The sequence below is a fragment of the Delftia sp. ZNC0008 genome (assembly GCF_000799035.1).
Lineage (GTDB): Bacteria > Pseudomonadota > Gammaproteobacteria > Burkholderiales > Burkholderiaceae_C > Comamonas > Comamonas tsuruhatensis.
Genome location: NZ_JTKZ01000206.1, coordinates 1 through 427 on the forward strand (window position 1 = coordinate 1; position 427 = coordinate 427).

The window sequence follows — 427 nt, forward strand, 5'->3', positions numbered from 1 at the left end:
CCGCGTTGCTGGACCTGGTGCTGCGCGGCCTGCCCAATCCCAGCATTGCCCGGTTGCTGCACCTGTCGCCGCACACAGTCAAGGAGCATGTGGCAGGCGCCCTGCAGCGCCTGGGCGTGCACAGCCGCATCGACGCCATCACGCGCATGCAGGGCATTGCGCTGGAGCTGCCGCCCTCCGTACCGCCGACCGATACGGTTCAGGCGCCGGCCACGGCCAGCCTGCGCTGAAGCAGGGCCCGCAGCGCCAGCGGATCCACGGGCTTGCGCAGCAGCAGATAGCCCAGTTCCTGCGCCTGCTGCTCCAGCGCAGCGGAAGGGTCGCCGCTGAGCAGGGCGCCCGCCGCCTGCGGCGATTGCGCCAGCACGTTCTGCAGCAGCGCAAAGCCGTTCTCGCCCTGGGCCAGCTGGTGGTCGCACAGCACGAA

General features: G+C 70.7%; 1 protein-coding gene and 1 pseudogene. One reads left to right on the top strand and one right to left on the bottom strand.

From position 1 onward, the window contains the following. Positions 1-230: helix-turn-helix domain-containing protein (locus L995_RS06720; RefSeq protein WP_047470454.1), on the top strand; the 230-nt coding region annotated here is incomplete at its 5' end. Here L995_RS06720 and L995_RS06725 read toward each other — a convergent pair. Then, positions 200-427: pseudogene (locus L995_RS06725) on the bottom strand (hybrid sensor histidine kinase/response regulator); the annotation flags it as partial. The gene L995_RS06720 and the pseudogene L995_RS06725 overlap by 31 nt on opposite strands.